Consider the following 23,804-nt stretch of genomic DNA (forward strand, 5'->3'; position numbering starts at 1 on the left):
GGCTTTTTTATGCCTAAAATTTAATAATCAAAGGACATCTATATGAACTCAGCTTTAATTCAACCTCATCCTACTCGAACAAATATCCACGCTCATCGCCCTAAACTCACCCATCCAAAACGCGTTGTGGAGACTAAAAACTTAAGTCAGGCGGCATGGCTGGAAGTCCGTCGCCAAGGCATTGGCAGCAGTGACTGTGCCGCAGCCTGCGGCCTTAATCCCTATATGTCGATGCTCGAACTGTGGATGATCAAGACTGGACGTATTCAACAAAGTATTGAGGATGAAAGTGAAGGCCATGCACCCTTGTACTGGGGTAAACGGCTTGAACCTTTGGTTGCTGAATACTACAGCATGCATACCAATTACAAAGTGCGTCGGGTCAATGCCGTATTACAACATCCTGATCCAGACAAGCATTTTATGTTGGCTAATCTGGATTACTCCGTGGTTGGGGATGCTGATGTGCAGATATTAGAATGCAAAACCGCAGGGGAGTATGGCGCCAAGTTGTGGCGAGATGGTGTACCGTTATACGTACTCTGTCAGGTGCAACATCAATTGGCAGTGACGGGCAAAAAGGCAGCACATATCTGTGTCTTAATTTGTGGACATGAAACAAGAATTTTTAAAGTCACACGTTCTGAATCGGTGATTCAGCACATCATCAATGCGGAGCGTTACTTCTGGGAATGTGTCGAAAAGGATACCCCACCTGAAGCTGATGCCAGTGAATCGGCAGCTAAAGCCTTACAGCTCCTCTATCCAGAACATGTGCCTCTCAGCACTACAGACTTATCTGAAGATGAGCAAGCCAATCAACAGTTTGAACAACTCATTCAGACCCGTAGCCAGATTGAGACGCATCAGGAGCAGTTTGATCTGCTGAAACATCAACTACAAGCCAAGATGCAAGAGGCTGAACGCGCCACCTTTAAGGCAGGCTCAATCACGTGGAAAAAGGCCAAGGACTCAATCTGCTTAGATAGCAAGGCTTTACTCAAATCATATCCTGAATACCTCAACCAATTCCCACAAACTAAGCAAGGTTCACGACGTTTCAATATATACAGTAAGGATGATTGAAGTTGCTTTAGCCTAAGTGCAATTCACAAGCAGCACCTCAAGCTCCACTCAACAATCCCATGCCACAGCGCATGGGCTTTTTTATGCTTATTTAATTTATACAAAGAGGAAATCAACATGATCAAAGGTTTAGCAATTACACCCCCTATACTTGGGCGAATCAGTATCGGCAAGGTTGTGGAAAAGAATGGCAAGCGCATCCCTGAAAAGGATGACCAATTCACCATTACCAGCCAAATCCAAAATAAGGATAGTGGTTGGGTGAAACATCCACTTGATGAACAACTTCGAGCTAAAGCACCCAATCAAAAACTACGAACTATTCCAGTTCGCATGATCTTCAATGATCCTGAACTCAACCTTCGCGCAGAGTACAGTCTCTTTGATCGACAGACAGGGCGCCCCGTGTGTGTAGGAAATGGAGAAACCTGTCAACGACGGACTAATCAAGGTGTAGAACAACATCCATGCCCATCCCCTGATTTATGCCCAATGGCACAAGGGGGGAACTGCAAGCCTTATGGGCGTTTGCATGTCAATTTAGATGAGTCGGATGAACTGGGTACGTTTATTTTTAGAACCACGGGCTTTAATAGTATTCGGACTTTGGCAGCACGCTTAAGTTATTACTATGCAGCATCGAATGGCTTGCTCTCATGTCTTCCATTACAGCTAACACTTAGAGGCAAGTCCACCACACAAAGCTATCGCACTCCTGTGTATTACGTAGATTTAACCTTACGGGATGGTATTCATTTACAAGAGGCGATTCAAACCGCTAAAGAAATTGATCAGAAGAGTAAGTTGTATGGTTTTAATCAGGCAGCTTTAGATCAAATGGCACGGCAGGGTTATGGCAATGCACGACTTGAGGTGAATTCTGAAGAAGGATTGGATTTGGTGGAAGAATTTTATGTGGATGAGAATGCTGAGCCTGAGCATTCTCCACTTGAATCAAAAGCCAAGACGAAGACTAAATTCACTCAGAGTAAGGGTTTTTTACGGGATATTCAGCAAGATTTGCAGGGGAGTGTGAGGGCAGTGAATTAGATGAATCTAGATAACATGGGACTCCGTAAAATTTTATTGGACTGCCCTATGATCTGAGCGAATACGCGCTCGCATCAATGATCAGGAGTAAACATCATGAATGCGTTCACAGGTCAGACTTTTCAGATGAACCAAATTATCAATATTAAAGAAGTTATTCAATTCACAAGTATTAGTCGGGCAAAGATTTACGAAATGATTAATGTAGATTCTAAGTATTATGATCCGACTTTTCCAAAACCAGTACGCTTAAGCGAATCACGTATCGGCTGGGTGGCTTGGGAGGTAAATCGGTGGATTGAGGATAAGTTGAAACAAAGATGAATATAATGGAGTTAAATGATGAAATTATTAAGATTTTTATAGAAAGTAAATTAGTAGAACACGATGGATTTGTTCTAGTAGGAAATCATCTTGAAAATTCTTTCAATGGTTTCGAGGTGATTTTTGAAGCTAGAGGTAGGCAACTATTGCTGTATTCAAAGAGAGATAGTGAACTTCTTAGATCTATAAGTCTTGTGGATATGGAGCCCTATAACTGTATTGAATTCTCAATGAAAAGTTACTATAGCTTTAAAGAGTGTTTATCTGAAGTAAAGAAAAATCATTAGTAATAGTGATTTTTCTTTTGATTTCTTAATTGAGAATTATTCTATAAGTGATAGTGAGCGATGAAAGATTATTGAAATTTAGATTCGAAGCGTCTTTAATTGTCGCAAGGAGTAAGTGGATTTTTTAATTTCATCTTATTTTTTTTCTTTATCTTTTTGTTTTGTAATAAAAAAATAATAAACTTGATTTTTTTGTTGTATGACTTTTAAGGGTTATTGCTGTTATACTGCATACGTCTATTTTTATAACTGGTAGTTTTCACCAGCAAGCAATATGATTCAATTACCTTCAGATATAAAGCTTATTTTTTCTGGCCATGAGACTTTTGCATTAAGACAGTTATGGTTGAAAAAAGCATATATACAAGTAGAAGAGCATCAGGACGCTTCCGAATTAGTTTGCTCAAAATCTGTATTTTCATCAAGTGATGCTGTTGAGCGCTTTGGTGTAGGTAAAAATATGGTTGCTTCAATTAAGCATTGGGCTTTAGCTACGGATGTAATTAGTGAGAGTGTTGAAACTAATGGTTTTCAACTTGGTGAAATAGGTAAGTTCCTCTTCGATAAAAATTTAGGGATTGATCCTTACTTAGAGCATGAATCATCTTATTGGTTAATTCATTGGTACTTGGCAGGAAAAAGTATCCGCTCTACTAGTTGGTATATTTTATTTAATTATTTAAATATTAATAGTTTTAATCAAGTTGATGTAATTTCTGTAATTAGTGATCTTGTTTCAGAAGCAGAAAATGTTAGATCTAAAAAAACTTTAGAAAATGATGTAGATACGTGCTTGAAAAGCTATGTATCAGATAATGAAACGGAAGATGGAATAGAATCTTTTTTATCTAAACTTGGTCTTATTAAGAAAATAAATAAAAATTTATATCAATTTAACTATTCTTATCATGAGTCGTTATCTGACTTCTTATTTTGTTACGCTATTTTAGACTTCTGGGAAAGTTTAGAAAGAAGGTATGGTACTTCACAGTCGACTCTTTCTTTTAAGAATATAACGTACGACTATGGCTCTCCTGGGCGAGTATTCAAATTGACCGAGTATTCAATTAATGAGCGACTTTCCCGTATAGAGGATATTTCAAAGGGCTATCTTGGTTGGACTGATAGTGCGGGTTTGAAGCAAATAACGAAGTTGAAAAATGAAGCTATTGGTGAAGTGAAAAAGAATTTATTGAGATTAGCATATGTTAGTTAATAAAACTTTAGGTGACGTGGTTTCTGTTAATAGAAACTTTGTGAAGTCTATTAATCTAGAGTTGGATTTTGGCCGTTTAGATTCTATCAAAGAATATATATTTCAGCCTTCAGCTCTTAATGTCTTAGACATTATGGCAAATCAAATTACTAGTACTCAACAGCGTACTTTTACGTGGACTGGGCCATATGGTAGTGGTAAATCATCTTTAGCTTTAATTTTAGCAAATTTGGCTGGTGGGAATAATGAAGTTAGAAAGCAAATTTGTGACCATATAAATTTAACTTCCGTAACCTCTCTCTTTTGTTCAGAAAAACCGTGGCTGATTACTCCAATTACTGGCAAAAGAGTGTCAATTGAAGACATGCTTATGTCTGTGTTAATGAAATTGACAAATAAAAAAGAATTAAAGATAAAGAATAGATCAGAGTTAATTGATTTATATATTGATTTTGTTGAAGAGCAAAATGATATTGAGGGAAGTATTCTCATTATTGATGAGCTAGGAAAATTCTTAGAATATGATGCTTATCATACTCAAGACATCGGATTTTATCAGGAGTTAGCCGAAAAGACTTCACGGTCTAAAAAAAAGATCGTTGTCATTGGTATTTTACATCAAGCATTTGGTGAGTATGCAAGGCATTTGGGACTAATTAAACAGCAAGAGTGGATTAAGGTTCAAGGGCGTTATAGTGATTTGCCATTAGTAAGTAGCATTGATGAAAATATTAATTTAATTAGTAAAGCTATTTCAACCACTTATAAGCATGATCATACATTTAAATTATCTGAAGCCTATGTTAATGCTTATAATGCCGATCACGTTTACAAATTAGAAAATAAAGCGGAAATTTTTGATCAATGCTGGCCATTACATCCGGTTAGTGCGGTGCTACTATGTTCATTATCCAGAAAACAATTTGGGCAAAATGAACGTAGTATCTTTAGTTTTTTATCATCGTATGAAATGCTAGGATTTAGAGATATTCTGCGAACAATTTCTTTAGATGAAAAGAATAATTATTATTATCCAGATATGCTCTGGGATTATTTACAAACAAATCTAGAGCCTATGATTTTATCATCCTCTGATGGTCATAGATGGTCATTAAATATTAATGCTGTAGAAAGAACACAGTCCCAATTTTCTGCTGAATATGTCCGAGTAGTGAAAACCATTGCTGTTTTAGGATTATTAAGAGATGGTGTGAATATTCTGGCTACTGAAGCAATTATAAAGAACTGTTTCCCAGATTATTCTGAAAGCTTTATTCTTGAAATTCTTAAGAAACTTGAGTCTGCTTCTATATTAGTTTTTAGACGTCACTTAAATGCTTGGGGGGTTTATGCAGGAAGTGATTTCAATATTGATGAAGAAGTTAACAAGGCTCTTTCTGTTCAAGGAGATATAGTTTCTTCTGAATTACAGGCTTTACTTGATACTACACCAGTCATTGCCTCTCGCCATTATTGGGAGACAGGAGCAATGCGTTGGATGAATAAAAGTATTGTTTTGGAAGATAGCTTAAAAGAATTTAGAAGCCAAAATAATTTTAAAAATAAAAAAGATGGAACCTTTATCTTAGTTTTACCCAAAAATTACTATACATCTGAACAATCTTTAAAATTAGCATCAAAGCTTGCTAAGCAGGAACGGAAAGATAATTTAATTGCAGTTGCTAGATTTGAAAATCAAATAATTGATTTGTTGCGTGAGTTAAAAGCTTTAGAGTGGTTGAAGAAAAATAAATTAGAGCTCCAATCTGACAGTGTTGCAATTAAAGAGGTTGATGCTAGGCTCAGTGCATTAAGAAATATTTTATCAGATAAATTTAAGAGTGAATTTAATAAAAGTATTTGGTTTGATGCTAACACTAATAAGTATCAAGGCAATTTATCTAAGATAGCATCTGAAGTTGCTGATAGAACATATCAATATGTGCCTATTGTTCATAGTGAAATCGTAAATCGTGATTCTTATTCGACCCCTGCAAGCAAGGCAATTAAAGATTTGATGAAGGCTATGTTATCTTCTAATAATCTTGAAAATCTTGGTCTAGAAGGGTCATCTGCTTCAACAAGTTTGTATAAAACAGTTCTCAAAAGTCAAAAAATTCATATAAATGAAAATGGTTTGTGGAAATTCAAATCCCCAGATTTGACAGAAAACCAATCTATTTTTCAACTCTGGCATACAACATTGGACTTATTAAAGAACTCTGACACGGCTGTATCTGTTGAGGATATATATAGTTTATGGAGGCAACCTCCATTTGGTATGAAGAGAGGACTCCTGCCAATCTTCAGCTTAGCTTTTTTTCTGACATTTAAAGATTTATTAGCTATCTATCATGAAGGAATGTTTGTTACAGATATTGATGAAGTTTTGGTAGAGGAGTGGATAAGACAACCTAAACTATTTGCATTAAGATTTATTGAATTAAATAAAGAGCAGTTACAGCTTTTAAAATTGGTTTCAGAGAATTTTTCGGAAGATATTGATTTTTCTAAAGAATTAAATCCGCTTGATTGCGCTAAACAGTTAGTAACAAAAGTCTTTACATTACATCCTTTTGTAAGAAAAACAAATGATCTAGAAGTTTCAACAAAGAAATTAAGAATAACTCTGTTTGCAGCAAAAGATCCCTATGACCTTTTATTCTTTGATATTCCTAAAATATTTGAAATAAAAGAGCCAGCAGAGATTGCGTCATTATTACGATCAGGATTGAAAGATCTAGATGTTTTCTGGCCACGTAAGTTGAGAGCGATTGAGTCTGGGTTATTAAAAGATTTAGATCATTTCGGTGATTTGAGTAATCTTAGAATAAGAGCACAATCACTCTTGAAGATTAAGACGGATCCTAAATTAAGTGTTTTTATCAGACGTCTTTCAGAGTATCACGGTACTCTCAAAGAAATAGAGAACCTTCTTACATTAACGCTGAAGAAGCAAAGCAAAGATTGGATTGATCAAGATATCAACTCTGCTATTGTGCAATTTAAATCTTGGAGCGAGGCATTTAGACGTCATGAAACCATTTTTTTTGATGAGAATCAAAGTAATGGTCGGTATGCAATCTCAATGTCTTTTGCTTCTCAAGATGGGCAAACTGTATCAGGTATTGTGGATTTTTCTAAAGAGGAAATGAGCCAGATTGATGCGGTAGTCAGAAAGATGAATGAGCAATTTTCTGATATCAGTATGAAAAAAGAAATTGTATTAGCTGCTATTAGTAAAATTGGTAGTGAACTTCTTGCTGATGTAAAACAAACGGAAGAGGTTATCTAAGTAATGACTGAATACCATGTGCTAGGCCTATCTGGCGGCAAGGATAGTGCAGCTTTAGCCGTATATATGAGCCAGTTTCACCCAGAAATTGATATCCGATATTTTTTTACTGATACTGGTAAAGAGTTGCCAGAAGTTTATGCTTTTTTGAATAGACTAGAGGGCGTTTTAGGGAAAGAAGTTGAATACATTAATGGTGATCGAGATTTCGATTTTTGGCTGAAGCAGTACAACCATTATTTGCCTAGTGCACAAACCCGCTGGTGTACTCGTCAATTAAAATTAACTCCATTTAAAAAATGGATTAAACCTTGGTTAGATAATGGCGATAAAGTTTATAGTTATGTTGCTATACGTGCTGATGAAGAACATCGAACAGGTCTGATTTCGGAGCATGAAAATTTAAAAGTGATCTTACCATTTAGAGAAGATGGTATAGATAAGCCAGCTGTGATAGAAATTCTTGAAAATGTTGGATTAGGCCTTCCTGAATATTATTCATGGCGTTCAAGAAGCGGATGTACATTTTGTTTTTTTCAGCAAAAAATTGAATGGGTACGTTTAAGAGAAATACATCCGGAATCTTTCGAAGAGGCAAAAGCATATGAAAAATTAGCTTTAGATTCTGGATCACCGTTTACTTGGACACAAGGAGAGTCGTTGGTTGATTTAGAACAGCCAGAACGAATAGCGGCAATAAAAGCTGAGTTTGAAAAAAGAAAAGTAAGAATGCAGAAGAAAAAGAAAGTTAATCCTTTACGCCCACAGCTCATCGATATTGTTGATATCGATGAGCTGTATTTAGAAGATGAAGGTGGAGGGGCATGTTTGGTTTGTCATAAGTAGCTAGATTGGATTGGCTATATAGAAATGTAATATAGGGGTACCATTATTACTTTCTCCTTTGATCATGCTAGAAGCAGTTTGAGTTGCATCAAGATCTTTAAATTTACATTGAAGCTTGTCTTGCTGATCATTTAATATTAGATGGGGGTTATTTTTTAATAACTCCAGACTAAGCGAGTTGTTTAAAATTTCAATATTGGTATTTTCTATATATTTGTTAATCCAAAGAGTAGCATTTAAACAAAATCTGCTAGGAATAATAAACTTATTTTTTGCAGTTAAGGTGATATGACATTCCTCTTCATACTCATGAATGACTTGATTGATTTTTAAAAATATACTAATTTTTCTTGTTCCAACTCTATTAATGCGCTGTTGACTAGGTCTCAATAATTGTAGTGCAATTTTTTTCTGGTATGCATCTGCGATATCTGCTCTAAGTTGTCCTACAAATTCTAATTCTTCTGAAACAATTAAGTCTTTAAATCCATTTAATCCAGTACTAATTAGCTTTGCTTTCTCTGGGTTGATATCATAGGCATGTACTTCACCTAACTCAACCGGGCTATCTATCTCTATAATGGATACATAATTATTACTAATGAACTCAATACATTCTGAAATATTCTTTCGCGTAATGTCTGATTTAGCTAGTAAAATTGAATTTGGTGAAAATTCTGGTTCGTTGGGGGATGTATAAACTCTTCTAAAATCAGCTAAATCACATTGTTGAGTAATATTGATATAAACAAATTTATCTTCTGATTTAGGTTTTAAGACAGAGCCAAAAGGTAAGAGGTCAAGGATATTAAGGGATAAAACTTGTTTGTAATCATCTTGAATACAAATGTCGTATAATTTACGATTTTTTTGTACACCACCTAAGTGAAAATAGTGAGCTAACAGGTCTCTATGTGCCTTGATATCTGAAGTATATGTAAATAAATTTATATCTTTGTCTTTTGTTAATTGATTTTCTAAAAGTGTGACGGATTCTCTTAATGAGCGATCACCTTCTATATGCCATAAAAGTTCTCTAGTTAACAGGCTATTTAGAAGCTCTTCGAAAGGTACTTTATCTGAATTAGCATCCTTATAGATATTTTGTATCATAAATGCATCAAGCTTCCATAGCGTTTCGGACAATTTATCTTTTGTCCTTTCTAAGGCTTGTCTCCAAATATTAATATGCTCTTTAGTGAGATTGGAAATTTCTCTTTGTGAACTCATTTTTTTATATGTTAAGAATAATCCATTAACACCAAAGTCATTGGAAATTATTTTATTTTTAGAAAGAGGGGTTAAGCCAGTTGCGCTTAGTTTAGTTTTTTTAAAGTATTCAGCTAAGTCACTAGTATCAACATTATTAAAACGGCTAGAGATTAAAATTATTGGAGGTAAATTTTTAAATAGTGCTATGGAGTCTAAGTAGGATGTTGAAAGTGTGTCATCGTCACCGCCGCCATAATTATTTGTAAATAAAAATAAGTCAATAATTATTAAAGAGAGACTGCTAACAAATCTTTCATCTTTATGTTCACTTTTGATTTCATTTTCAAAAATAATTTCGAACTGATCTGTAGGAAAAGTTTGAGTTAGTTTGTCTTTAATTTCCTTTAATCTATCATACTCGCTATATACAGCAGAAAGGAGGGTGGTTATATTCAGAGGAGCATTTTTTTTAAAATGCTCACTAAATATTATTTCTTTTATTATAGCTGGATTATCTGAAAGATCTTCAATTGAATTAGTATAAATTTCAGAATTATTAATTAAAAAATCTGAAAAAATTTGATAATTTTCTTGATCTTCATCTTCTATATCTTCAAAGAAAGTTACAGCTAAACTTTTTATTTTATGTAAAGATGGTCCAAAGATTTCGTCATCTATCACTAAAATCTTACTTTTATGAAAAGTTTGATTTTCTGTACACATTCTATTTTTCCTGCGGTAATTCAATAATAAATGTTCTTAAGCGATTGTCTTCTTCTTTGAGATTGTCTAGATATAGACGAGCTCCATGATATTCAGCAATTTGAGAAGCAATGTAAAGACCTAACCCTTTTCCATTTTTCCTGTTTGTGAAATATGGTTTGAATATATCAACAATGTGTTCGGGTGCTATACCTGGTCCATTATCTCTAATGGATATAGTTTTTGCCACACTATCGATGTCAATATCAATTTTTCGTATATTATCCCCTGATATTAAACCTTTTTGAAGCCAATATACTGAATTTGTTAAAATATTTTCAATAATTTGAGTTACTAATCCACGTACCATTTTTACTTTGACAGGAATTAGGTCCTTATTATTATCAACGGTTAGACAGTATTGAACATTGTGTCTTTTAAACTTTGGTTCATAGCCATAAAGTAGAGTTCTTAATTGTGCTGTAATATCATAAAATTCTTTTCTTTGTCGTGTTTTGGGGCTGAATAAATCGATACTTTTAATACGCTTCTCTGTTGCTATGATCTGCGATCTTAGCTCTAGCATAATTTCATCTGTATCAGATTCTTTATGATCTTTATTTTTTAAACGATCTAAAAGCATTACTGTGTTTTCAGTAATACGGCCTAACTCATGCGAAATAATATCTGCCATTTGGCCTAAATTAGCTAGTTCTAAAATTTCAGTGTGTTGTGCTGAGGTCTGCTGTAATTTAACGTGAAGTTCTTCCAATAACTCATATTGATCTTTCATAATTGAGCGAGCATTTTTGATAATCTCTTTTTCTTCTTTCTTCTCTAATGTTTTTTCTATATTAGCAAGATCTGAATCTGACTTTTGATGTGATTTTTCAATTGTTGTAATATTTTTTTCGATAGAGTCTAAAACTATGGCTTCTTGTAATTCGCGATAATCATTAATATGTCCTTTAATGTCAGGAATTATAACTTTATTTAGAATATCTGTTAACAAATGGAATTCATTATTTTCTAACAGAGCTTGGCGATTGGCACTATCAATTAAATTGGGGTTCTCTCTTTTTGAAATGGAAATTTCAGCTATCGTCTGATAACGGTTAAAAGTAAAGCCTTGGCTAGTTAAAGCACCTCTGTCCATTTTTAACCAGTCATCATTTAATCCACCTGTGAATCCTATGCGGAAACCATCTCTATAAATTGAAAATCCACCAACCCAATAATTTAATTCATTTTTAATTGTTTTAACATTGAATTCAAGTTGGTTTAAAGGTTTTATATTCGCTCTGTTGTACCATAAAATATTAATCGTAAATTTTCCCAATCGATTCGCTAGTAAATTATTGGTTTCAATTTGGTCGACAAAAGAATTTTTAGGCCAGTCTCTAATTTCATTTGATACTGTATCCTTCCATTTTAATTCTCTTCTTAAAATAGTGTAATTTTCTTCACTTTCTGATGGGGAAAAAGTATATTCAGCATGGAATTCTGCAATTTCTTTCAACCATTTTGGGAGTGGTTTTACAGCTAATCTTTTTTTATTTTGAAGGATGTCTATTGGGAATGAGAATTTACTTTTACTAAATGGTCGTTTTAGTCTTTGAATATATTCTTTCACAAACTTTTCTGTTTTGTTTAGGTTCCAGTCGTTAGTTATTTCTGAAATAATTATTGTTGTACCTTGCTCGATATTATCTTTGTTGTTAAGTGTTTTTGATTCTATTTTTATATCTTCTAAGAAAAGATTTGGATTATTGAAATCTTCCCAGTTAAAAGAAATTTGATTTAATGATTTTTCTTCTAAAGTTTTGGATTGAACAATTGATTTATTTCCTAATCTCATCATGGATAGTCGGCCAATGCCTTTTTCACCAAGTAGAGGTCTTTCTTCAAGGTGATTTAACTTATTTAATTTCGAGTTAGTTCCGATAGTTAAAAAAACATTTTCAAGAGTTGTTTTTTTCATCCCATAGCCAGTGTCTGTAATTATAATAGAATAATATTTGTTTTTTATTTCTTCTAAAACTTTCGCACATTCCTCTTGTGTGTTAAAAATTTTTATAAATAATTCATAGATTTCTTCTATAAAAAAATTAATATCCTCTTCATCTTTATAATAATCTTTGCAGCACTCTTTTAAAGAATTTTTTGCATCTTCTGGAAAAACTTGACCAGATAGAATTAATTTAATGAGACTTTCTAGTTTTTTTAAATTTGCTGGATAATTAATTTCGATTTTTACACGAGGAGATTTGGCATCAAAAGCATTTTTAATTAACTCATTTAGAGCCATTTCTTCTGACGTGATAAGCTCAGCACCGAGATGTCTTAGTGTTCTTGCTGCTATCTTAAAAGTAATAGCCATAAGTAATTACCTAAAATTTATAAATATTTAAATAGAAATATACTAACAAAGTTTTTGTGAAGATGTTCAAATATGTACTTTATTGAAAATTAAAATTAATGATCCGCACTTTTGAAAGCTAACCAATATTTTGCTTAAGAAAAGGTACAATTTTTCCCCTTAAACTATCAATAAAATCAGACCATTCCTGCATCATCTTTGTTCTGTACTCGAGGTGTTGTGCATGGTTATATGCTTGAGATACAGCATTACCAACAGTATGCGCTAGCTGTATTTCAATAGCATCATGCATATAGCCTTGCTCATGTAATGTTGTAGATGCAAGCCCACGAAAACCATGTCCCGTCATTTTACCTGTATAGCCCATCGTGCGAATGGCACTTAAAAGAGCATTGTTACTTAACGGTTTTGCAGTACTGTGATTATAGAAAACAAATTGCTTATTTCCTGTGAGTGGCTGTAGAGCCTGAATGAGCTCAATAGCTTGTCTTGATAGAGGAACAATATGAGGTAGAGCCATTTTCATCTTATATGCTGGAATTCTCCATAAATGATTCTCGAAATCAATCTCATTCCACTCCATGTTAATGAGCTCAGCAGTTCTTACGAAAGTGAGTGTCATGAACTGTAAAGCTGTCTTAACCAGAATATTACCGTGATAACGATCAATCCTTTCTAAGAAAGGAGGAAACTCAGAAATATCTAAACGGGCCATATGCTTTACTTTACGAGGCTTGAGAGCTTCTTGAAGGTGAGGGGTCGGATCATTCTCAATTAACCCTTTACGAATCGCATAACGGAAAATACGTCCAGCTAAAGGAATAGATCGTTTAGCCATCTCCTGAGCACCACGTGCTTCAATTTGCTTAGCACAAGCAAGGATATCTTTTCCTTTAATCTGATCAATAGGCATATTACCTATAGCAGGGAAAAGGTCTTTTTCAAATACAGATAGGTCACGTAAATATGTGCCTTCTTTAATAACAGCCTTACGATCCTCCATCCATTCCATAGCAAGAGCTTTGAAAAGAATGCTTTCATCGACTTGTTGTTTCTTTTGCTTTTTCTCTTCATTGGGATTAATCCCATCTTTAAGCTTTAACCGTGCTTCATCTCTAGCACGGCGAGCCTGTGCAAGCGTAGTTTCAGGGTATGTACCAATACTGAAGATATTCTCTTTTCCATTTAAACGAAACTTCATTCGCCAATGCATTCCTCCAGAAGGAGTGACCTCTAGATACATGCCTTTTTCATCAGAGTATTTAGTTTTCTTTTCTAAAGGTTTTATTTTTCTGACTTGAGCATCTGTAAGCATGGCAATAAATCCACAGAATTGGGGGTATAATTTTAGGGATAAAATATTATACCCCCAGTTATACCCCCAACTACATCAAGCTTGCAATAGATTAAGTAGATTGTATAAGACGTAAAAAAAAGCTTAAACCCTTTAGATTTAAGCTTTTTTAGACCTTATGAGATTCCATAAGAATTGAATTTGGCGGTGAGAGAGGGATTCGAACCCTCGATACGCGCAAACGTATACACACTTTCCAGGCGTGCTCCTTCAGCCACTCGGACACCTCACCATTGGAGCGCGATAATAGCGAAAAAAAGCTGCTCTGCCAAGTTGAAACAATTGATTTAGAGCAAAAGTTTTTGCTCGGTGATATCATTGCGAAAAAATAGTGTTCAAAACGAAGACGAAATATGCAAAGTACTGCACAAAAAGCCGCCTTGCCTGTGATTACCCTTGCAGCGCTTGGGGTGGTATTTGGAGACATTGGCACCAGCCCATTATATGCCCTCCGGCAATGTTTCCTCACAGCGCATCTGGCTATTACCGAGGCATCGGTTCTTGGAATTTTATCACTGATTTTTTGGTGCATCATGCTGACGATCAGTTTTAAATACGTCACCATTATTATGCGTGCAGACAACAATGGGGAAGGTGGGATTATGTCGTTATTGGCATTGAACCTGCGAACCACACGTATTGCAGACAACAAGAAAATTTATCTGATTGCATTGGGTTTTATTGGTGCTTCGTTATTTTTTGGCGATGGCATTATTACGCCTGCCATTTCCGTGTTGTCGGCAATTGAAGGCTTAAGTATTGCAACACCCATGTTTAACCAGTGGCTTATGCCTTTGGCGATTGGAATTTTAACTGGTCTGTTTATTATTCAGCGGCATGGTACTGCCACCATGGGCAAATTTTTTGGCCCTTTAACCTTGGCCTGGTTTTTATCCATTGGTGCCGTGGGGATATGGAGCATTATCCAAACCCCCTTTGTATTGACCATGATCAGCCCGCATTGGGCTTTTAATTTCGTGGTGCATCAGCCTTATGTTGCTTTTCTGACCATGGGTGCGGTGATTCTGACCATGACCGGAGGGGAAGCGCTCTATGCAGATATGGGACATTTTGGTCGTCTGCCTATTCGCCTGGCATGGTTCATTATTGTTTTACCTTGCCTACTCTTAAACTATGCAGGACAAGGGGCGTTACTGCTGCGTAATCCGGATGCGATTGCCAATCCGTTTTATATGCTGGTTCCCGGTTGGGCATTGTATCCGATGATTGGTCTGGCAACCGCAGCAGCAGTTATTGCCTCGCAAGCCGTGATTACGGGTGTTTTTTCCATGACCAATCAGGCTATCCAGCTGCGTTATTTACCCCGTTTAACCGTGCATCACACTTCGGATGTTGAACAGGGGCAAATCTATTTGCCCTTCATTAACTGGGTGCTGTTTATTTCGGTCATTATTCTGATTTTATTATTTGAAAACAGTGCCAATCTCGCCAGTGCTTATGGCGTTGCCGTGACCATGACTATGCTGTGCGGGACCATTTTGATTGCATTTCTGGCTTATGGTTTCTGGCGCTGGCCGGTATGGAAGGTTCTGCTCTTTGCCGTGCCATTTTTGCTGATTGATTTGGTCTTTGTTGCATCGACCTCATTAAAAATTATTGCAGGTGGTTGGGTACCAATTTTGATTGGTGCAGCCGTGTATACCATTTTGATGACCTGGAAAGCAGGTCGTGAAATCTTGCTGGCTCGTTTGGAAAAAGACGCCTTGCCGATCGATCTGTTTATCAAAAGTATTGGTATGAGTGCTGAAACACAATTTGTTCCAGGTGCAGCCGTATTCCTGACCGGTACACCGAATATCGTGCCACACGCCATGCTGCATAATATCAAGCACAATAAGGTCTTGCATGAGCTGAATATTATGGTAACCGTGAATACCCGTGACATTCCTTATGTGACGCAGGAAGAACGGAGTAAAATTGAAAAACTGGATAATCGTTTTTATCGTATTTCACTGTATTACGGTTTTAAAGATCAACCCAATATTCCTGAAGCACTGGAACAGGCCTATCAGGAATTGGGTTTTGAATTTGACATGATGCAGATGAGCTTCTTTATTTCCCGAGATCGACTGATTCATACGGTGGGCGACGGCTTATCCCCTTGGCGTGAAAAGCTGTTCATTTCGATGCAGCGTAACACCAGTCCGGTCAGTGACTTTTATCAGATTCCTCCCAATCGTGTGGTTGAATTAGGCAGTCAAATCGAAATCTAGGCGCTAGACATTGCAGGCAATAAAAAACCAAGGTGGAAAATCCTTGGTTTTTTATTTGGAGGATGAAAGCCTGAACAAGAGTGTGATTAGTTCTCTGTTGCGTCTGCCACTGGCGTTTCGGGAGATGCATTTACCGGAGCATCTGTCACCTCAGCTTCTGGAGCCGCTTGGACTGCATCATCTGGCTGTGGTGCAGCTTCAGGAGTTGCTGCAAAGGCTTCCTGAAGTACAGGGGCATCAGCGCTATTTGCCGGTGCGACAGTTGCAGATTCAGGGGTGGCATCTGCTTGAGGCATATTCGCTGCGTTCACTGGTGTATCAGCAGTAGATTGACTGACTGGCGCAGCTGCAATCTCTTGATCTGCAGCTTGCTCTGCCTGTTGTGCGGCTAATTCACCATTCGGTTGCATAGGATCTACATTTTCAGAGGCCGCCTGAGCTGTTTGCTCGATCGCAGGTGCATTTGCTTGTGCTGCAGGATCAACGGCCTGTGCCGCTGTATTCACCTCAGCGCTTTGTGCCGCAGTTGCATCTGAAGCTGAGGTGGCTTGTACTTCAGTTTCAGGTGCAGCTTGGATGGTTTCAGTATTTTGTGCTGGGGTATTTAGGCCGGCAGTTTGTGGAGCAGCTTGAGATGCAGTGCTATCGGTAGCAGAACGGGTTTGCAGTTCGGTTGCAGAACCTGCTGGGTTGGACTCAGCAGCAACTTGCCCTGCCTCCACAATACGGATCTGACCACTGGCGACCAAATTTTCAATGGAACCGGCCTGACCATTTACCGTCGTGTTTACTTTGACTTTAGATAGACTTTCTAAGGTATCGCCCGGTTGAATGGCAGGTTCTGCAAATGCAGTTGCACTTATCATTCCTGTGACTAGACTTAAACCTAAAAGCTTAAAATGCATAAAATACTCCGTAGCAATCATTATTCAGATTTTTTTGCGTATTTTTACCTTGTCATAAGCATGATCGGTTTTTCAATCAAACATACGTAAAGCTATTAAGACTTGTTATAAAAGCTTTAGAAAATGAGACAGACTGTTACAACAACTGTGCTTTTGTTGAACAGTTTTAGTCTAAATGTTAAGCAAATAAAATTTACTACATATACTTCATTTTCACTGCTTGTTAAGCTCGTGAAAAATAGGGGTTCGGCTCAAAATGGCAATGAAGAAAGGTAAAAGCGGTCAATCTTTGATGCAAATTTTAAATCAGAATAGTTTAAAAATTGTTTTGGGGGTAGTGGCGACCAGCAGCTTTGCAATTGCTTTTGGACAGGAAAAAATTCAACAGCTGGTCTCCTTGCCATCTGCATCAAACTCGGCCTGTCTGGATCAGTTTTACCGTGATATTCCGCCTTATCTGGCCAAGGAAAGCCTGACTAAAAATGCCTTTCCGCTGTGCTTTAATGGCTTTAACGTGATGTATTCGGGGGTGTCGAAAACGCCTTTGTGGGTGGCGGAAGCTTTGACCCCGCAGCGCTTGAGCCAGAAAATTCCACGTGAAGACAACTTCCATGAAGAAACACGTTTAAAAACAGAATATCGTGCGACCTTGGCCGACTATAAAGCTTCGGGCTATGATCGTGGACACATGGCACCGAATGCCGACATGCCGAATAAAGATGCCCAGTTTGACAGCTTCTCATTGGCCAACATGGTGCCGCAGGCCCCGAAAAACAATCAGCAGGTTTGGCGGGAGCTGGAAGAGGCGACTCGCGCCATTGTGACCAAGCAGAAGCAGGATGTCTATATTGTAACGGGACCGGTGTATTCAGCTAAAAAACTGAAAACTATAGGTAATGGGGTGATCGTCCCGACAGCAACCTATAAAGCCATCTATATGCCAAAAACAGGGGCGGCAGGGGTGTACTATGCCGACAACACCCTAAAAGATACTACACCCAAAGTGCAGGTGATGAGTATCTGTGCCCTGGAAGATCTGACCGGAATCAACATTTTTCCGCAGTTAACCGAAGACCAGAAGCGCAATACTTACAATTTGCCATTAAAGGCAAGTGCCGTGAAAGCGAATCAGAAAATTGCCTATTCTTATTGGGATGCAGAAAGCCAATGTGCCGAAGAAGTCAGTGCAGATGAGCTGAGCGCTTTGCAGAAAAAGTTTAAATCTTCCTCTGCAAGTTCAGCAAACTCAACCCCTACACAAGCGAACGAGAACAACGGCAGTGCGTCAACGATCGATCCAGATACCCAGGATGCGATTGTTAAGCAACTGATTGAAGGGCTTTTGCAGTATATTTTACAGTTGTTGAAATAAGTCCTTTTTAGGTAGGATGAAAGTCATCATGCTACCTTTTTAATAATAACAAAGATCAGGGGAAATATAATGTTCAAGCCTTTTGAAAATGGTACCGAATCGCATGCCATTCACGACTTAACCTTAGAAAATCAGGAAGACCGCGTCAGTATTTATGGTAATTTACAGCTGACCAAAGATCAGGCCGGGCTTCAGGCAGCGAAAGCCTTGCAGGCTTTTGTCAATGCCGTGGTCAGTGCCTTGGAAAATGAAGCTCATCTTCCGGAAAAAATTGACCGCCAGGATGAACAGGAAATTGAAAATCCATTTTTGTAAACAGCGTTTATGTTCCACATGGAACATAAAAAAGCTCACCGATGTGAGCTTTTTTATCATTCAGGTGATTTGATAGGAATCGGGACATTGCTGCTTGATTAATCATAACCTGATGAATAAATAGAAGGTCAAGATGACGAGCAGAGTGTAATTTTTGCATATTGTTGTTGTCGCCATTGCTGCGGTGTAAGGCTGGTCCACTGTTTAAATGCACGCTGGAAGGCACTTTGCTCGGAATAACCCAGTAATAAGGCAATTTCTTGCAGGCTCAGATGCCGGTCTTTTAAATATTGTACAGCCAGTAAATGCCGTACTTCCTGCATACGTTGCTGATAGGTGGTGTCTTGTTGCTGTAAATGGCGTTGCAGTTGGCGTACCGACATATGTAACTGTTTGGCAATAGGTGCGATTTGATACTGGTTTTTTTGCAGCCCGGTGAGAATAGCCTGTTGCAGACGATGATCGAGCTGGGTGGAATTGGGAAGCTTATCTAATAGGGCATGAGCTTGTTGCATCAGTAAATGCTGCAAGGTCTGGTCACCTTGACGTATAGGTTTAGCCAACTGATGAATGGGTGCAATAATTTGGGCCTTAGGCTGGGAAAACAGGACTTTGCAATTGAAGTATTCTTCATAGATGGCCACATTTTTCGGTGCAGGATGAATAAAGTGCACTTCATGTATATGAATATCTTTAAATTCCAGAAAATGTTTCAAAAATTGCACCATCAGGGCAATGGCATTTTCCTGGGTAATTTGCGTGGTCAAATGAAAGGGGATGTATCCCCAGCCAAGCGCCAGATATCCATCCTGTATATTGAGTTCTAAGGCACTGCCATCATAGATCAGTCGATGAAAATCATGATAACGGTATAAGGCTTCCCCCAAAGTGTTGCAGGACAGGGCAATATAGGCAATGATGCCCAAATGTTTAGGCTGGACATGTTCGGCAATATCCAGGCCTAGTGCCGGAATTTGCAGATGTTGGTCTATATCTGTCAGCAAATCACGCCAAAGACAGAAGTCAAAACGTTCCAGATTCTGAACTTGTTCAAGTTTTTCAGAAATAACCAAGCCTTTGGCCTGACTATAGGCATAAAGTAAATGCCCAAGTCCACCATATACAGAGCCTGTGTAGTCTTTAGAATGTGGCATATTGATCTTTTTATTGTCGTAATTGTCAATTAAATTTTATTTTGGGTCAATGTTTAGCATATTTTATAACCTATATTCAATATAAAATAGGGAGAAATGGATATGTGGAAAGGTTTTTTGGTTGGGCTGGTGGTGGCCAATGGTTTTGAATGGGTAGCACACAAATATATTTTGCATGGCACACATCGCAGTGGAAAACCCCGTTATAGTCCGGTGCCCGACAGCATGAAGTCACATTGGGAACATCATCGCGAAGTCAGAAAAACAGCATTTCATGACCATGGCTATGTCGAAGGTCTTGCCAATTGGCGCACTAAAAATGAAGTTGTCTCTTTAGTCGTGGTTGCAGGCGTTTTTGGTACGCTATTTTATCCGGTCTCCAAAGGCATGGCTCTGTCTACCGTATATAGCGCCTGTAATTATTATTATATTCATCGCCGTGCCCATTTAGAGCCAGAATGGGCCATGAAAAAAATCCCCTGGCATTATGATCATCATATGAATTCCAATCAGGATGCCAACTGGTGCGTGACCAAGCCCTGGTTTGATTACATTTTGGGAACTCGGGTGATTTCAGCGCCAGAATTGCAGGAGAAAAATCCCTTAGGAATTCTGCTGCCCGGCACCGTTTCAAATCTGTTGAACGGCATAACTGAGCGTTATTTCCCGGCAAAATGGGTGGAAAAACAGGGGAGATGATCATTTTCTCAGAAGGGAGGGAGAGTTTTATTGTTCAGGAAGAGATCGCAATAAAATCGCCAGAAGTCACGACTGCCGAGACCTTGTCGTAATTTGTCAATATTTTCGGCATCAATGGTCAATGTTTTTGTTATTTTTTTGTTATATATTTGTTTTCGCAATCAAGTCGGTCTAGTTAACTTGACGAGCTACTGTATATGTCATTTTACTGTTTTTCTTTTCAAGAAACCGCGCTGTAGTTTTCTTGGTTTATAGGGAGTCTTCAAGACTCCCTTTTTTTATCTGCACTTTTTATGCAAGCTTGATTGCAAAGCCATTTATGAATAAAAAAGAGTGTCATTTAGACACTCTTTTGATTTTTTAAGGCATGCTAAAATTTAGAGACGCATTTCAATTCCTTGAGCAGCCAGATATTGCTTGGCTTCCGGAATGGTGTATTGACCAAAGTGGAAAATAGAAGCGGCAAGTACCGCATCCGCACCGCCCTTGAGAATACCGTCGGCCAAATGCTGCAAGTTGCCCACTCCACCTGAAGCAATCGTTGGAATGGTGACACGGTCATTGATGTGACGCATTAATGCCAGGTCATAACCGGCTTTGGTGCCATCGGCATCCATAGAGGTAATTAAAAGTTCGCCCGCGCCGTAATTGGCCATTTTCACTGCCCATTCAATGGCATCAATCCCGGTCGGTTTACGGCCACCATGGGTGAAAATTTCCCATTTATTGTCGCCAGTTTTCTTGGCATCAATGGCGACCACAATACATTGGGCGCCAAAGCGTTGCGAAGCTTCCTGCACAAATTCCGGGTTAAATACCGCAGCCGAGTTAATGCTGACTTTATCTGCACCGGCATTCAGCAACAGGCGGATATCTTCCACCTTACGCACACCACCACCTACGGTTAAGGGAACAAATACGCTTTCGGCCATGCGTTCAACGGTACGGTACGTGGTATCGCGGCCGCTTGAGGTTGCGGTAATGTCCAGGAAGGTAATTTCATCTGCACCCTGTTCGTTATAACGGCGTGCTACTTCAACCGGATCGCCTGCATCACGAATATCAAGGAATTGTACACCTTTCACCACTCGACCATTATCTACGTCAAGGCAAGGAATAATACGTTTAGCAAGCATAATTTTTTCCAAAAATAACAGCCGATTATGAAACTTCGCCACGAAGGTGCTACACCTTGGTAGTCGTAGCAGGTATTCTATCAAAATTATGTAAGTTTTTTTGCAGGTTTTTCTATGTCGGTTTATACCACTTTGACTTTACAGGAAGTTCAGGCGTTTACAGCCCCTTATGGATTAGAGGTGCTGGACCTGATTCCGATTCAAGGAGGTATTCAGAATACAAACTATTTTTTAGTCTGTGAAAATGGTCAGCAGTATGTACTCACGATATTTGAAGAAATGGATGAACAGGGTGCGGGGGAGCTGGTTCCCGTGCTGGAGCATTTGGGCAAACAGGGGGTAGCTGTGCCGGTACCGCTAAATTATGCGGGCAAAGCCATTCATACTTTAAAAGATAAACCCGCCCAGATTGCACCGCGCATGATGGGTAAGCATCCCATGCCATCAACTCTGGAGCAGGTACAGGCGATTGCTGTGGCTCAGGCGAAAATCCATATTGCTTTACAGGATTTTCCTCTGGAACGCGCCGAATATCGTAACCATGATTACTGGTTGCAAGTGGCAAAAGAATTAAAACCGACTTTAAATCCGGCCGATGCCATTTTGCTCAGCGAGGTGCTGGGACTTTATGATGCGCTCACTGCCGTCTATCCAAACCGCCCCAAAGGCTTTATTCATTCCGATTTGTTCCGTGACAATACCCTGTTTGAAGGCAATGAATTAAAAGGAATTCTGGATTTTTACGAACTTAACAAAGATGAATTCCTGTTTGACATTGCAATTACCTTAAATGATTTTTGTACCGAATATCCTGAGGTTCACTTAAATGAAGTGAAAGCCCAGGCCTTTTTAGAAGCCTATGAAACGGTGCGTCCATTGACTCAGGATGAAAAATCCTGCCTGGAAATCTATCTGGCTATGGCAGCTGCACGTTTTTGGCTGATGCGTTTACAAGTCGCACAAAAAAATGCACAACAAGGACGTACAGGAGATGATATTCTTCAAAAAAATCCTTTGGAAATGCGTAATATGCTTGTGGAACGACTAAAATTTGTGACGGCTTGATATAGGATATAAAAATGCGTGATCAGGGGCGATTAGTCGAATGGTTTGATGAAAAAGGCTATGGTTTTATTCAGCCCAATGATGCCTCGAAAGATCGCGTGTTTTTGCATATCAAGGATTTTGCCCGTCAGGGACCCCGTCCGATTGTGGGTTGTGCGCTTGAATATACGGTATTGCTGGATGGAGATGGACGTTATCGTGCCCAGCAGGTGACTTATCTTAAAGCGTCACAAACTAAAAAAAATGTCAGCAAGCCAAAACCTTCCAGTCAACCTGCGCAAAAATTAAAACCGATGCAAATTGCTTGTGTCGGTTATATTCTGGCTTTGGCCGTGTTTACCGTAGCGGGTTTATTAAGTGGCATGGTGCTGTTATTTATTAGTCTCATTAATGCCATCACTTACTGGATGTACGCCCAAGATAAAGAAGCAGCCCTGCAGGGTAAGCACCGCGTACCCGAACAGGCCTTGCATGTATTGTCTTTTCTTGGCGGCTGGCCTACGGCATGGCTGGCTCAGGAAAAACTGCGGCATAAAACACAAAAACAACCTTTTAGAAAGATTTATTTTTGTACTATAGCCTTGAACATACTTTTGATTTTATGGCTGATTTCTCCTTTTAATGTACTGAAATTTTAAGGAGAGCAATGACTTTATAAGGCATGACAATGAATTATTCTATAGATCAAGATCCGCATCGTAGCCTCACTTTAATCCTTTATATCCTCTACATGATTGCCATTTTTACGGGTGGTTTATTGGCTGTTGTTGCCCTGATCATTAACTATATAAAACGCAATGATGTACGTGGCTCTATTTTTGAAAGCCATTTTACCTGGCAAATCCGAACTTTCTGGTGGTATCTGTTCTGGAACCTGATTGCCTTTATTCCTTTTATTTTCCTGTTTTTCACGGGTGAAAACATGGATGTATTTACCGGGGTTGCTTTAGGGGTAAGTGCATTTTGTCTGGTTGTGATTGGCGTTTCCTGGATCTGGATTGTGTATCGTGCGATTCGCGGTATGATGCGCCTGAATGATAATCAGCCGATGTATCAATAAGACGGGTGGATACTCAAAAAGGCAGATTGAGCCAGTACTGTCCCATAGTTCTGTTAAGGGCTTTTATTTTGCTGAAAACGGTTAATTTCGAATTAGAATCATATAAATGAAT

At 38.3% G+C, this 23,804-nt stretch carries 18 protein-coding genes, 1 tRNA gene and 1 pseudogene; 13 read left to right on the forward strand and 7 right to left on the reverse strand.

Translation table 11 applies throughout. The features are described from left to right. Window positions 1-42: 42 nt before the first annotated feature. The 6 genes from ACPUEY_RS02915 to ACPUEY_RS02940 all read left to right on the forward strand — a co-directional run bounded on the left by ACPUEY_RS02915 (window position 43) and on the right by ACPUEY_RS02940 (window position 8,104). Window positions 43-1,086 (forward strand): YqaJ viral recombinase family protein, encoded by a 1,044-nt coding sequence (locus ACPUEY_RS02915; RefSeq protein ID WP_425121087.1) that lies wholly within the window; start codon window positions 43-45, stop codon window positions 1,084-1,086. A 117-nt stretch (window positions 1,087-1,203) separates the two neighbouring features. Continuing rightward, a complete protein-coding gene (locus ACPUEY_RS02920; protein WP_425121088.1) occupies window positions 1,204-2,136 on the forward strand; it encodes a hydrolase or metal-binding protein in 933 nt (310 codons plus the stop codon). 96 nt (window positions 2,137-2,232) lie between these two features. Continuing rightward, complete coding sequence (locus tag ACPUEY_RS02925; RefSeq protein ID WP_425121089.1) at window positions 2,233-2,460, forward strand: helix-turn-helix transcriptional regulator; 228 nt, start codon at window positions 2,233-2,235, stop codon at window positions 2,458-2,460. Between the two features lie 561 nt (window positions 2,461-3,021). After that, entirely contained in the window at window positions 3,022-3,963 is a 942-nt protein-coding gene (locus tag ACPUEY_RS02930) for a DUF4007 family protein (RefSeq protein WP_425121090.1), read from the forward strand. Continuing rightward, on the forward strand, window positions 3,953-7,258 hold the full coding sequence (locus ACPUEY_RS02935) for a hypothetical protein (protein WP_425121091.1): 3,306 nt from the start codon (window positions 3,953-3,955) through the stop codon (window positions 7,256-7,258). Before ACPUEY_RS02930 ends, ACPUEY_RS02935 begins: the two co-directional genes overlap by 11 nt. A gap of 3 nt (window positions 7,259-7,261) precedes the next feature. Further along, window positions 7,262-8,104: a phosphoadenosine phosphosulfate reductase family protein gene (locus ACPUEY_RS02940; protein WP_425121093.1), complete on the forward strand. Its 843-nt coding sequence runs from the start codon at window positions 7,262-7,264 to the stop codon at window positions 8,102-8,104. Here ACPUEY_RS02940 and ACPUEY_RS02945 read toward each other — a convergent pair whose 3' ends face one another. The 4 genes from ACPUEY_RS02945 to ACPUEY_RS02960 form a co-directional block, all read right to left on the reverse strand. Then, complete coding sequence (locus ACPUEY_RS02945) at window positions 8,105-10,039, reverse strand: hypothetical protein (RefSeq protein ID WP_425121094.1); 1,935 nt, start codon at window positions 10,037-10,039, stop codon at window positions 8,105-8,107. It lies immediately after the preceding gene. Window position 10,040: 1 nt separating this feature from the next. Further along, window positions 10,041-12,398 carry a sensor histidine kinase gene (locus ACPUEY_RS02950; RefSeq protein WP_425121095.1) on the reverse strand — a complete coding sequence of 786 codons (2,358 nt, stop codon included), beginning with the start codon at window positions 12,396-12,398 and terminating at the stop codon, window positions 10,041-10,043. A gap of 118 nt (window positions 12,399-12,516) precedes the next feature. Further along, window positions 12,517-13,713, reverse strand: a complete 1,197-nt coding sequence (locus tag ACPUEY_RS02955; RefSeq protein ID WP_425121096.1) for a tyrosine-type recombinase/integrase — start codon at window positions 13,711-13,713, stop codon at window positions 12,517-12,519. Window positions 13,714-13,894: 181 nt separating this feature from the next. Next, window positions 13,895-13,984 (reverse strand) — tRNA-Ser (locus tag ACPUEY_RS02960). Window positions 13,985-14,105: 121 nt separating this feature from the next. Here ACPUEY_RS02960 and ACPUEY_RS02965 point away from each other — a divergent pair. Continuing rightward, the gene (locus ACPUEY_RS02965) at window positions 14,106-15,986 is read left to right on the forward strand and encodes a potassium transporter Kup (RefSeq protein WP_131272697.1); all 1,881 of its coding nucleotides are present in this window, start codon (window positions 14,106-14,108) and stop codon (window positions 15,984-15,986) included. Between the two features lie 718 nt (window positions 15,987-16,704). Here ACPUEY_RS02965 and ACPUEY_RS02970 read toward each other — a convergent pair. Further along, window positions 16,705-16,891 (reverse strand): annotated as a pseudogene (locus ACPUEY_RS02970) (hypothetical protein); the annotation flags it as partial. Between the two features lie 256 nt (window positions 16,892-17,147). Between ACPUEY_RS02970 and ACPUEY_RS02975 the strand changes: the two are divergent. Both ACPUEY_RS02975 and ACPUEY_RS02980 read left to right on the forward strand, forming a co-directional pair. After that, window positions 17,148-18,263, forward strand: coding sequence for a DNA/RNA non-specific endonuclease (locus tag ACPUEY_RS02975; RefSeq protein WP_425121097.1), 1,116 nt, complete (start codon window positions 17,148-17,150; stop codon window positions 18,261-18,263). A 69-nt stretch (window positions 18,264-18,332) separates the two neighbouring features. Further along, a complete protein-coding gene (locus tag ACPUEY_RS02980) occupies window positions 18,333-18,578 on the forward strand; it encodes a hypothetical protein (protein ID WP_092820446.1) in 246 nt (81 codons plus the stop codon). A gap of 128 nt (window positions 18,579-18,706) precedes the next feature. Here the strand turns inward: ACPUEY_RS02980 and ACPUEY_RS02985 are convergent, their stop codons facing one another. After that, entirely contained in the window at window positions 18,707-19,732 is a 1,026-nt protein-coding gene (locus tag ACPUEY_RS02985; protein ID WP_092820445.1) for an AraC family transcriptional regulator, read from the reverse strand. A gap of 102 nt (window positions 19,733-19,834) precedes the next feature. Between ACPUEY_RS02985 and ACPUEY_RS02990 the strand changes: the two genes are divergently transcribed. Beyond that, window positions 19,835-20,431 (forward strand): hypothetical protein, encoded by a 597-nt coding sequence (locus ACPUEY_RS02990; RefSeq protein ID WP_425121098.1) that lies wholly within the window; start codon window positions 19,835-19,837, stop codon window positions 20,429-20,431. A gap of 377 nt (window positions 20,432-20,808) precedes the next feature. Here the strand turns inward: ACPUEY_RS02990 and hisF are convergent, their stop codons facing one another. Beyond that, window positions 20,809-21,570 carry an imidazole glycerol phosphate synthase subunit HisF gene (gene hisF / locus ACPUEY_RS02995; RefSeq protein ID WP_425121131.1) on the reverse strand — a complete coding sequence of 254 codons (762 nt, stop codon included), beginning with the start codon at window positions 21,568-21,570 and terminating at the stop codon, window positions 20,809-20,811. A gap of 111 nt (window positions 21,571-21,681) precedes the next feature. Here hisF and ACPUEY_RS03000 point away from each other — a divergent pair, with 111 nt between their 5' ends. From ACPUEY_RS03000 to ACPUEY_RS03010, 3 genes are read left to right on the forward strand one after another with little or no spacing between them, the layout of a single operon-like run. After that, the gene (locus tag ACPUEY_RS03000; RefSeq protein WP_425121099.1) at window positions 21,682-22,632 is read left to right on the forward strand and encodes a homoserine kinase; all 951 of its coding nucleotides are present in this window, start codon (window positions 21,682-21,684) and stop codon (window positions 22,630-22,632) included. 14 nt (window positions 22,633-22,646) lie between these two features. After that, the gene (locus ACPUEY_RS03005) at window positions 22,647-23,270 is read left to right on the forward strand and encodes a DUF1294 domain-containing protein (protein WP_425121100.1); all 624 of its coding nucleotides are present in this window, start codon (window positions 22,647-22,649) and stop codon (window positions 23,268-23,270) included. Window positions 23,271-23,299: 29 nt separating this feature from the next. Further along, window positions 23,300-23,692, forward strand: coding sequence for a DUF4870 family protein (locus ACPUEY_RS03010; RefSeq protein ID WP_425121101.1), 393 nt, complete (start codon window positions 23,300-23,302; stop codon window positions 23,690-23,692). The last annotated feature ends 112 nt before the right edge of the window (window positions 23,693-23,804 follow it).

The organism is Acinetobacter sp. G11 (assembly GCF_049808495.1).
Classification (GTDB): Bacteria; Pseudomonadota; Gammaproteobacteria; order Pseudomonadales; family Moraxellaceae; genus Acinetobacter; species Acinetobacter kookii.

Bases quoted from the DNA above. Each gene is read 5' to 3' on its own strand.
- ACPUEY_RS02935 (WP_425121091.1), top strand. From the start codon at position 3,953: ATGTTAGTTAATAAAACTTTAGGTGACGTGGTTTCTGTTAATAGAAAC.
- ACPUEY_RS02975 (WP_425121097.1), top strand. From the start codon at position 17,148: ATGGCAATGAAGAAAGGTAAAAGCGGTCAATCTTTGATGCAAATTTTA.
- ACPUEY_RS03000 (WP_425121099.1), top strand. From the start codon at position 21,682: ATGTCGGTTTATACCACTTTGACTTTACAGGAAGTTCAGGCGTTTACA.
- ACPUEY_RS02980 (WP_092820446.1), top strand. From the start codon at position 18,333: ATGTTCAAGCCTTTTGAAAATGGTACCGAATCGCATGCCATTCACGAC.
- ACPUEY_RS02950 (WP_425121095.1), bottom strand. From the start codon at position 12,398: ATGGCTATTACTTTTAAGATAGCAGCAAGAACACTAAGACATCTCGGT.
- ACPUEY_RS02915 (WP_425121087.1), top strand. From the start codon at position 43: ATGAACTCAGCTTTAATTCAACCTCATCCTACTCGAACAAATATCCAC.
- ACPUEY_RS02985 (WP_092820445.1), bottom strand. From the start codon at position 19,732: ATGCCACATTCTAAAGACTACACAGGCTCTGTATATGGTGGACTTGGG.
- ACPUEY_RS03010 (WP_425121101.1), top strand. From the start codon at position 23,300: ATGAATTATTCTATAGATCAAGATCCGCATCGTAGCCTCACTTTAATC.
- ACPUEY_RS02955 (WP_425121096.1), bottom strand. From the start codon at position 13,713: ATGCTTACAGATGCTCAAGTCAGAAAAATAAAACCTTTAGAAAAGAAA.
- ACPUEY_RS02930 (WP_425121090.1), top strand. From the start codon at position 3,022: ATGATTCAATTACCTTCAGATATAAAGCTTATTTTTTCTGGCCATGAG.
- ACPUEY_RS02990 (WP_425121098.1), top strand. From the start codon at position 19,835: ATGTGGAAAGGTTTTTTGGTTGGGCTGGTGGTGGCCAATGGTTTTGAA.
- ACPUEY_RS02940 (WP_425121093.1), top strand. From the start codon at position 7,262: ATGACTGAATACCATGTGCTAGGCCTATCTGGCGGCAAGGATAGTGCA.
- ACPUEY_RS02945 (WP_425121094.1), bottom strand. From the start codon at position 10,039: ATGTGTACAGAAAATCAAACTTTTCATAAAAGTAAGATTTTAGTGATA.
- ACPUEY_RS03005 (WP_425121100.1), top strand. From the start codon at position 22,647: ATGCGTGATCAGGGGCGATTAGTCGAATGGTTTGATGAAAAAGGCTAT.
- ACPUEY_RS02965 (WP_131272697.1), top strand. From the start codon at position 14,106: ATGCAAAGTACTGCACAAAAAGCCGCCTTGCCTGTGATTACCCTTGCA.
- ACPUEY_RS02925 (WP_425121089.1), top strand. From the start codon at position 2,233: ATGAATGCGTTCACAGGTCAGACTTTTCAGATGAACCAAATTATCAAT.
- ACPUEY_RS02920 (WP_425121088.1), top strand. From the start codon at position 1,204: ATGATCAAAGGTTTAGCAATTACACCCCCTATACTTGGGCGAATCAGT.